A 10,762-nucleotide genomic window follows, 5' to 3' on the forward strand; every position below is an offset into this window, starting at 1 on the left:
AAGTGCTTTAAGATAAGAAAAGCCTTGACGAGTGACTAGCCTGTCTCCTTGCAGCCAGGCTTGGTTCTTGTATAGACTAGTTCATTGTTATGTCGGTGCATACCCCATCGTAGGGAGTATTGATGTCTATGCCATAAGTATCTTGTCCAAATTTTCTTAACTTTTCCCAGGAATTTGGAAATTGATGCGCATCAAAATAGTGAAAGAAGCGATACAGTGTTGAACCATAGATCGTTACTCCTTTTGCGTCGGTGCTGATATTGAAATGAAGTTGTAATGGTGCTTTAAATTGATCGACTCGTGCTAAAAAATCTGCTAATGATTCTGCCTCTTTAACATAGTCTACCAGGTCTTTTTTTAGCGCTCGCCAATAACCTTGATTTTTTTGGCTTCGTGCGTCGAGTAATTCAGCCTTACTTTTTATTGGATCGAGTTCAGTTTCTACTGTCGCTGATTTGGATTGATTTGGTTTATTCAAAGCCAATTTATCCAGTTTATTTACGTCCGGTAATCCTGAATAAGGCAAAGGTTTATTCCCTGATAAAACACGTTCCAGGTTCCTGAGTTGATGAAATTTTTTGTGTAGACTGATTTGGTTTTCCTTGGTTTCATGGGAAATCACACTTAAAAAGTGATTTTCCTCTTCAAACGTTTTGATCCAATAAGCCGCAGAGCTCAAACAATAGCGACGAAGCATTCGATCAACGATATTTCTAGCATACTCAGAAGCTGTAAGTTCTATGCGGGATGGGGCTGTATCCGTTCCATAATAGGGATTTTTCCGCTCAGTGAGTGTAAAAGTAGCTTTAGCATGAGGATTTGCCCCATGGGCAATTAAGGCTTGAATGACTTCAAGATGGTGATCCATAGCTTGAAACGGATCCTCCTCTGTACGAGTCATATTATCAACATAGAAATGCAATAACGACATGTTTTGTACAGATACTTCTCTCCCTTGGTTGTATAAAGCACCTTCGAAGGGATCTGCAGGAGAATGATAGTCAATGGTTTGATCAAACTCTAAACCCTTCTCTTTCAATTGGGGCAATAGTCCCAGAACATCCGATGGACTCAATCGATTCTCTTCTCTGTCCAGTAATTGAAAGAGTAAGTAATAGGGTTTCATTTGAGCCTGATGATGCAAAGTTCTTGCATCTGCCTGATCTACAAGGAGAGCAAACAGTTTTGGCAAGCCTACTTTCATAGCAAGCATCAAAGGTGTATAACCACGAGCATCGGTCAGATCAAGAGAGGCACCATGATGAAGCAGTAAATTGACTGCCGCCAATGCAATGAATTCTTCGATATGTCTGCGAGTCATCCTCGTTAGCAGGTGAATTAGTGCGGGTGCATCCTCTACATCCGATGTTTGGGGACTGGAACCGTGTTCCAGTAAGTACTTTAATATCTCCAGCGAGTTCTTTTGACCATCAAGCATTGCGTTGATCGCGGTGCAAAGAACACTCATTCGACTGATATCGCCAGTCCTTTGCATGCTTCCCGCGGCGCTTACCACCTCCTGAACCAAATCGATACGGCCTGCCTGAATTGCTGCGTGTATGGGTAACTCATTGAGAAACGGTTTTTTTAAATTTGCTTTTTTAAATGCGTCATACAGCTTCTGATTTGTTTTTAGCTTTGCCCAAGTAAATAGAGGACTCTCTTTGTCTGTGAGTACCCATTCAAATAAGGCGCCTCTGTCATGGTAATAGTCTTGAGAAAAATAATGGTTTATAAAAAACTCGATTGCCGATGGCCTATCAGGTTTTGGCTTCCAAGATGGATCAGCCCCGAGTCCTACTAATAATTGAAATACGGGGATCGAGCCCGCTGCTATTGCTCCCTCAAGAGGAGTATGTATGTACTCAGAATGCTCCTGGAACACATTGAGTGTATGGTGTTTTTTTAGAACTTTCTGAGTGAGTTCTTCAATTTTTTTTAATTGCGTTGCTATCTCTTTTTTATTTTTGATCTCTGCAATTGCTTCAAATAATTGTTTTATAGACTTACCCATGAGTCTTGTTATTCCTTAAGTTAATTAAAAAAGCGGATTAATCAGCAACTTATCCGCATGAATTCAATTTTTGATCTTAGTGTGCAATTTTATCACCAAAGATTTTTAGGCTCAATGGCAAAGGAATTTACAGGTTAATGAGTTAGTTGCCCGATTACTCAGGCTACAAATCTGAATTTAGGTCTATGTAACAAGGAGGGGTATTGAAATATCATGACTTCGAGCAGCATGAGATTCTAGTTGTTATTAATAATTTTTATGGCAAGAGTACTTGGAGGATATTCCGTTCTTTCACGCATATCTTGCAAACTCTTAAAGAAATTAAATGTCCAATTGCGATCTTGATAAGCTGCTGTACAGCGTCCAGATGTTGTGCCTGCATCACGTTCAAGAAATCCTTTTTCAGTAGTAGAATCTGCAATGTTAACTAGGGCATGAATGGGATTGGAAGCATCCCTTTTAATCAGACACACGCCTTCATTTAAACCAATTGATGTAAAATCGCAATCAACAATTTGGTATTTTTCTGCACTGCTCAATGCACGAACCAGTAATTGGATGTCTGCAACTTGGGTACTTACCTTAATCTCAAAGACCTTTTTTTGCTTATTGTAGGTGATGTGGACATTATTTTGATTTAACGTATTATCGTGTTGGTGGATTAGCTTTAAAATGGTTTTTGTTTCAAGGCGGACATTTACTCGCTTTGAATTACTCGATAGGGCAATCAGATACATCACATTCTGTTTTTCTTTAGGTTCCAGCTCCGACTCAAAATCTGTCACCTCATCCTTCATCGCAACAACATGTTCTGTTGACGCCAAACAAGAAATGGGTAGTTTTGGGGCGTTGGGATCGCGTGAAATAAGATAATGCTCTTTATTTATTTTTCGTTTTTTTACCATGGACGGATTGACTTCAACTTGTCTACCCTTGAACAGATAAGCGGAATAACCTGATTCACGGGCTGTATTTGCAGGAGTGGTTGAATGATGCATTGTCATAAAGGCATCTATTTTTTGTTGCTCTTTTTTGTTGTCGATGACCACAATTTTCTTGTTCACTTCTTTGTAATAGTGCTGTTCGTGCTTATTTAATTCATATTTTCGTTTCAAGGTGTTTTTGCTCCCAGTCACACAAAGAGGTTAATAATTGAGCAATATTATATTGGATTAAGATTAAGAAATTATTAACGAGTAATTTCTTGAGGGAGGTTGCAACAGGAGAAATTTCCTGCGATCTAATCTTCAATAGAATTTTTGGTGTGAACGAGGAACATTTTTAGTGCCCCCTGAATAGCAGTTAACCTGCCATCCCCTCTCCACTATCAGGAGAGGGTTAGGGTGAGGGGAAAGTCCCGATTCTCTTCCTTAACTCGATGGCAAGCAATCCAAACATCAGTAAATTCGGTATTAGAACAGCTTTTTGCTTTTTGAAAACTCTTTTTGCAAAATTTCATCACTCTTGTCTTCTTCATGTTTAAACAGAGAATAGTATTTTCTTGCTTTGTTTGAAGAGGTCCAAGAAAGCTCCTTCTCTTGGCCTATCTGCAAAAATTCTTTTTTAGCCTCGACATAATTATTATTTTCTCGAGCGCGTTTGATAACCTCTAATTGTTGTGCAACAGTTGCCGGAATTTTCTTCTCTTCACCCTCTACTTTGACGATATGGGGCGTCCATTGGAATCCAACGTTCCAATCTTTAGCAAGTAGATACTGTTCCGCGTTATCCAAAAAGACTTTGGCTTTATATTCTTCCGAGGATTCAATTGTTTTGGTATAAGTAGTGACTTGTTTCAATAGGGCAGTGATAGACTGACTGTAATCAACCCCAGCTTCCTCTCCTTTTAAATGGTGTGCTCTATTTTGGTAAGAAATAATTTGAGTTAATTCACCACATAGTTGTTTCACAATAGGTAATCGACTATGGATTTTAAATATTAATTGATCATTTTTTTCAGGATCATTTTTGATCATATAATCCTGAAGGAAATTTAAAAGAGAGGGTAAAGAAGGCACTACATTCTTTATCTTATATTTATTAATAACCTGTGCTAACTGTTGCTCAACCAATGATGCGTATTGCTCAGCGACAAACGCTTTATTAAAAAGCTCCATTTTTTCCAAGGTCGGATGAATCGCTTTCAGATAAACACGGGGTTGATTGGCTATCGCTTGCCTATAAAACTTAGCTCGACTTTTATCATGACCTTCTTTAAACCGTACTTGCTGCGTTGCTATATCTAAATCGTCGGCAACGACATTTCCTGTAAGCATCCCCTCAACCATCGAGCCTAATAGCCTGGCTTCAGAGCTTATGAATGTTGGTGAAACCCCCTGTGCAAATTGCTCATCCTTTTTAATAATTTCAAGGAGAGGTTCTTTGAGCTTTCTTAACTCATCCATAAATTCTGACAGTTTCAGTTCAGGAGCAGATTGGATTAATTTTTTGAATTTTTGATGTGTTGCATTTAAAGCACGATTCGCATCATCATAATAATGAGTCAGGAAATCATCTTGCAACTCTGCAGGTAATTGATCAAAACGCTCAATGGCAGCCTCAAAAAATTGCTCCCTATAACGTTTTTGCACCGCTTCTTTTGAACTTAACTCAGGTAGTTTGGCCACTATGGTTGACATTTTTACCTGCAATACAACAGGAGAATGGTGAAATTCGTGTTTGGCAAAATTAGGAATGATGCTTAGGTAGGATTCTAATGTTTTGTTGATGCCTTTTCGACCATAACCTACAGGGGCATGCTTTTTGTCTTCGTTTAAGTAAGCAATTACTCCATTATAGGCACCCATCTCATAATTCAAATCAATCAGGTATCGAAATGAGTCTTTATCGTAATCACTTAACTTAATTGCCCGATAATTACTGAGTTGATGCGCTTGATCAATAAGATCTTGGTCCGCCTCAAAAAATACGATTTCTTCTTCATTTAAAAGAGCCTTGCTTTCATACTCTGATTTTCGCACAGCAAGACGGTCTTGATAAAATGAGTCGATTTTAGGAATGTTTCGAATAAAATATTCTCTATCTGCATTAATTTTATCTATTGCTTCAGACCGGAGACCAGCATATTTGTTCTGCAACATCTCGGGTCTATTGGCATCAAAAATAAGATCTTTTATAATAGTTTGTAGTGAAGGCTTAGGATTTGGAAGCGATTGAGATCCAATTAGCGTTTTTGCTAATTCAAATAAATTGTTCCAGGTTTCCTTTCTTTCTACAAAATCACTAATTCCTATATTTTTGGTCAACTCATGAATTTTAAAATCATCTAAAACACCCTCTTCAACCGTTTGATAAGAAATTTTTGAGGATTTAATACGATAAGCATGTCTGATAACGTCTAAATTTAAGAGTTTTCCCGAACTTAATCTAACGGGAACTGATTTCTCATTTAAAGAATCAAGTTTTGATTGTAACCTCTTGATAATCGACTCTAATTTTTCCTTATCTTCTGCTGCAGGTATTTGTTCTTTTAGTCGTTCAATTTCTTGTTGCAATGAAGAGATTTTGTTTTGAAGATATTTAACTATGGTTTCTTTTTCTTGGCGCAAAGGAACATTCAAGTAAGTCAACCGGTCTGAAATATCAATCGTTGTTTCTTTCGCGATTAGCTTTTTTAAATTGGTAATGAGTTCTTGTTCCTCAGTATCTGGAGATGGACTGTGATTTGTAGTAAGAACTACTTTTATTTTTTGCTTCTCGGCATATTCTAGGACACATGGTAGGACATTGATTAGTTCACGTACGCGTTTCTGTTGTCCGCTACTCATATCAACAAGTACATCATCAATATCAAACACAATGAGTGTGGGCGGTTTAGGATATTGAATCGATTTAGGAATGTGCTTTTCAATGCGTGATTCAAAATAATCAATTTCATCGAGAGTGCTTTGGGAAGTGCCAGATTTAATGGCGTTAATTCTTAAAAGATTGTCTAGTGATTGGCTGTATTTTTTTGTTGCCACGTCCAGACGAAGCTGTTCTTCCTCATAGAGATCAACCACTTTTTGGATTTGCACTTCCATTTTTGCTATTAATGGCTCTACCACCTCATCGTGTTGGTGGCTGCTTAGATATTCTGATCTCAAGGCAGCAAAGCGTGTTTTTAATTCCTGAAACTCATGAGTTCTCAATTGAGAATGCTTCTCTAGGCGTGAGAAATCTTTATCTAAATTTTCAAGCCGTACTCTAAGAGCATCTGATGAGGTAATGAAAAACGGAACATGTTTTGCAATTAACTGAAGAACTTGCTGTCGCGCTGGCTCACATTCCGTTTCAGTTAAAGGTTTGGGTTTGCGAAGTAAATCAATTTTTTCCGGTGCTGAGTTTTTATAGGTGCCAGCTAAATCATTCATCGCGTCAAATAATTGCAGAATTTCTTTAGAATAAGCACCGTCAGCACTCTCACCAAAATACTCTTTGGGAAGTTCATTAAACGCGGCTTCTAATACGGCAAAACCTAATTTACCTACAAAATTTTCGAGGTTTTCTGTTTTGGTTTGGTTTTGCAAAATAGCCAATTTAAATGGATGCGTGATGTGTTCTCTTTTCCCTTGGAATAAGTTATCCAAAGTGAGGAGTACATCGGGTTGTTCTTCATCGGGATTTATAAAATTAAATACTGCTTTCAGAGCAGTAAACTGTTTTTTTAACTCGTCCCACTGTTGCGGACTCAGCTCGTTCGCGACATTTAATTCACCTAATCGTTGATAAATCAAATGCATTTTTGTAATGATATGTTGTGGATTTACCTCAAGATGGTCATAACCTAAAACGAACAATTGCTCTATGACTTGGCTGCGTTGGCGCAAGCTGTCGTCAAGCACTTTATAGTCCGCCTCATCAACTTTTTCTAGAAGCTCAATACGTTGTTTACAGCGCTCGTACTCTTTTTGTAAATTTTCAAATGCTGCTCTAGTGAACTTTTTGGGATCGTGTTGAAGAATCGCATCTAATATTCCAGTCAGTGTTTCTGAAACATGAGCATTTACTGCAATACATGCTTTTTGATCTTCTTTAGATATCTTATTCCAGTTTTTTAAATAAGCGTTTTGTAGGCGGGCAACAAATAAAGATTCATATTTTTTTAATTGTTCTTGTTTTTCTCGAGCCTGTTCAGGGCCTGACTCACTTTGAGTTTCCTTAGTAATTTCATCAAGAAGAACCTGATAACCTCCACTGCGTGCCTGTAAATCAAAGAACACCTCCAGCTCATCAGGGTTCAATCTTTCTTTAAATGCATGCAGTAGGAAATCAGTAGAGTTTTTAATTGTAGAGAATAATATTTTTGTTCTGCTCGAAAGAATTGAGCTTTGGCGAACTTTTATCACCCAATCTGCTAATTGTGGAAAAGGAGTGGCGTTTAACTCTTGATATTGTTCCACTAAGGCAAGAAGTTCCTTATGCTCTTCCTTTACCAATTTTGGGGATGGACTCATCTGTTTAAGGTAATGATCAATTTCTTGCTTTAATAAAGTGCCATAAATGATATAAAGCTCGGGATTTTCGAATTCAAGAGAGGCGTCAGCTTCCTCTGCCCTCATCTGCGCAATTAATTGCTCATGATTTACTTTTTTGTGCTGAGGATTTAAAGCGCGTAAAAGATAGGCGATTTGTGTGCTACTTCCTTTCCCGTCCCGACAATGGGTATGAATATTTTGTTCAGGAAGAGTATTCATCCCTACTTCTTCAACATAGGCTAACTCTTCTCGAGTTAACTTCAAGGGTTGTTTTTCTTGAATCGGAAAATGATGTACTTGGATGGGCTTACTGCCATTGATGCTGATTTCGTAAGTGATAAATCGTCCTATTTTTCCAATGGGACGCGAAGTAATGTGGGTGTCCTTAAGTTCAGGGATCTGGGGAAGTGTCACCCGTCCGTGGGCATCAGGTATGAAATAATTAATAAAATCTTTATCTAAACCCCCTTGCATTTGAGCATAGGGAAACACTCTACCCATCGCAAAAACATGAGTCACATTATTGGCTAATAAGTTGTTTAAAAATCTTGCAATGTCACGTTGTGATTCGTAAACTTCTGCACCGTTTGAAGGAATCAATGAGCGAGCGGAATAAGGGCCAGGTGAAATTGAAACGTTGATGTCTTTAAATTTAAAATAACCCATACCTACCATTTGTTTGGCGGGCACTGCTAATTCCATGCTTGAGGGTTCTGTCAGTTTAAATTCTTTAGCCGCTTCCCCAAATTCAGCAAAGCACTCTTTAGCTAATCCCTTCTTAGGTGGATGAGATCTTACATATTCAAGTTCTTTTCTAATTGCTTCTTTTCTGCTTCGTGAGCTCGGGCTCCACTCATTTGCTAAAGAGTTAAGCTCATCCTCGAGCATCATCTCTTTTTTATTGTTTGCGGAAGTGAGATCTTTAATTACCGAACTAATAACCGATTCAAAAATTATCATTTCTCGAAATGAGAGATGTTTGAGTCCATAAGATTCCAGCCGCTTTTTAATTTGCTTCTCATCAAATTGAATCTCATATAGGGCAGCAATGCTTTTATTTATAGAACCGTCTGCATTAAATACCTTATACGCCTCAAGTTCACGCAATGATGCGAACTTATATGTTCCGAATGTACTTTTTATTTTGGCAATTTCTTTGTCAAGAACGACTTTGTCTATCTTATCTGGATTTGCAAGTTGTTTACCTAATTGAACCAAAAATTCACGTTTGTCCATTTCTGAAAACTGAAGATTTTCTTGTTCCATTTCTTCATTGGGTACTATTGCAACGGGTTTAGTTTTGAATCCTTGAGATAACTCTCGACTTTTTTGGCGCAACACATCGTTTTTATTACCTTGAGTCTCCAACACTTTGAGATAATCTTGATTGTAGGCGCTACTCGGAGCACCATGTTCTTTCATTTTTTTATGGCTGTATGCGCAGGTAAAATCACCACAGGCGTAGACATCTCGTTGCGGATAAGTGGGGCCTGTGAGGGTAATCGTAATTTGACTCTCTTTTATTCCACATTTTGCCAATAAATTCAGAGTAAAGTCTTTGATTCCAGATGCACCTTTGGGACCAAAAGGGTCAAACAGTTCAAGCTCATATTTTCCTGCAGCATTATCAGGCTTAGTTAAATAAATGCCTCGCCAATGGCCAGGACCTACTGGAATAAAAATATGCTTAATACCTTCATTTTTTAGGGCTGCCATTAAATAGTCTTGCACGTCAAGAGAGGTTGGATCGTAGCGATCTGCCGAGGCCAGCACTTCGATATTCCCATAAGATTGAGGCATTAACCGGTCCATATCATGGTCTTGCAATTGATCGTGCATAGTACGTTGATGAATATATACTGCATCGTAACTGCCTTGGTCGCGGTGTCTGCGCTGAACTACGGCTGTTTCGCGGTCAAATTGATCGGAGATTTCAGAGTAAATAGAAGCAACAACGTCTGGGAGCGAAGATTCTTCAAAATCGATTTCAAGATTTTTGCTAATAATATTAATTACTTCATCGCTTTGAAAACCTAAAGAAATATCACGTGCAGCAGCAAACTCATTAATAGCGGTTAAAAGTTGTTGCTTTTTCGCAGTTAATTTATTTTTGCAACGTTTTTTTAATTCTTCTAGGCACAATTTTTGCCTTTCTTTACTTAATGCCATTTACTATTCCTCTAGTGTGGTCACTACTTCAATACGCTAAAGACGGTAGGAGTCCTATATTTGACCGTTTATTTATGAATATCTTCAGGGCTTATGTCTCTTGTTCGCACAGATAAATCCCATTATTAATACAATCTTATCTCATTAACATTAAGAAAGTATGAGCAACTCAGAGCAAACCAATATGGTACATTTTGAATATTTTAAAGACAAATAGCTTCAAGGTAAACATATATTGAACAATAAATTATTTAAGTGAGTAAGAAGTATTTCAAAATTCTTTGCTCAGGATGAAAATTTGGCAGTTATGGAATAACTTGTGCCATGAAAAAAATGAGTCTTAATATCGGAATCATCCTCAGAATAGTTTCTTTCGTTCTCGATATTTAGCCATTATATTGGTGCATTAATATTTGAATTTAATTCTTGACCTTTTCGTTACGTAATCCCTTATCGTGTGAATTGTCGATTTAGAGGAATATCAGATGCCTTACACAGTAAAGAAGTTAGCTGAGATTTCAGGAGTGAGCTCACGAACTCTCCGTTTTTATGATGAGATTGGTCTATTGAAGCCTGCCTATTATGGGGACAATCAGTATCGTTATTATGAGGAAGAGCAACTTTTGATGTTACAGCAAATTTTATTTTTTCGTGAACTTGGATTTCCTCTAAATGACATACAGAGGATTATTGGTAGTGATGGGTTTGATAAAATTGAAACACTGAGCACGCATAAATCGATCCTCTTGGAAAGTCTTGAAAGAACAAAAGCTCTTATTAAGACAATCGATAAAACTATTTCACATATTAGAGGAAATTTAACCATGAGTGACATCGAAATGTATGAAGGATTTGATCCTAAAAAGCAGCAGGAATACGAACAGTACTTGGTTGACAGCGGTAAAATAACCCAAAAAGAAATTAATGAAAGTTGGAAAAATATTCGTCATTGGAAAAAAGAGAACTGGGACGAACATGCCAAAGAGGGGGAGGAAATTAATCTCGGCTTGGTGCAATGCATTCTGAATCAAGATAAGCCAGGAGCTAAGAAGGTTCAGGATTTAATCCACAGACATTATAATTGGGTAAAACACTTCTGGAC

The 10,762-nt window shown here is 37.8% G+C and carries 4 protein-coding genes; 1 reads left to right on the top strand and 3 read right to left on the bottom strand.

Features of this window, described 5'->3' with window-relative positions:
* Positions 1-76: 76 nt before the first annotated feature.
* The 3 genes from OQJ26_RS18745 to OQJ26_RS18755 form a co-directional block, all read right to left on the bottom strand.
* Positions 77-2,014 carry an ankyrin repeat domain-containing protein gene (locus OQJ26_RS18745; protein WP_265705212.1) on the bottom strand — a complete coding sequence of 646 codons (1,938 nt, stop codon included), beginning with the start codon at positions 2,012-2,014 and terminating at the stop codon, positions 77-79.
* Between the two features lie 236 nt (positions 2,015-2,250).
* On the bottom strand, positions 2,251-3,129 hold the full coding sequence (locus OQJ26_RS18750) for a hypothetical protein (protein ID WP_265705213.1): 879 nt from the start codon (positions 3,127-3,129) through the stop codon (positions 2,251-2,253).
* A gap of 297 nt (positions 3,130-3,426) precedes the next feature.
* The gene (locus tag OQJ26_RS18755; RefSeq protein WP_265705214.1) at positions 3,427-9,660 is read right to left on the bottom strand and encodes a hypothetical protein; all 6,234 of its coding nucleotides are present in this window, start codon (positions 9,658-9,660) and stop codon (positions 3,427-3,429) included.
* A 485-nt stretch (positions 9,661-10,145) separates the two neighbouring features.
* Between OQJ26_RS18755 and OQJ26_RS18760 the strand changes: the two genes are divergently transcribed.
* Positions 10,146-10,762 (top strand): MerR family transcriptional regulator (locus OQJ26_RS18760; RefSeq protein WP_265705215.1); only part of this gene is annotated, 617 nt, incomplete at its 3' end.

The organism is Legionella sheltonii, from assembly GCF_026191355.1.
Lineage (GTDB): Bacteria > Pseudomonadota > Gammaproteobacteria > Legionellales > Legionellaceae > Legionella > Legionella sheltonii.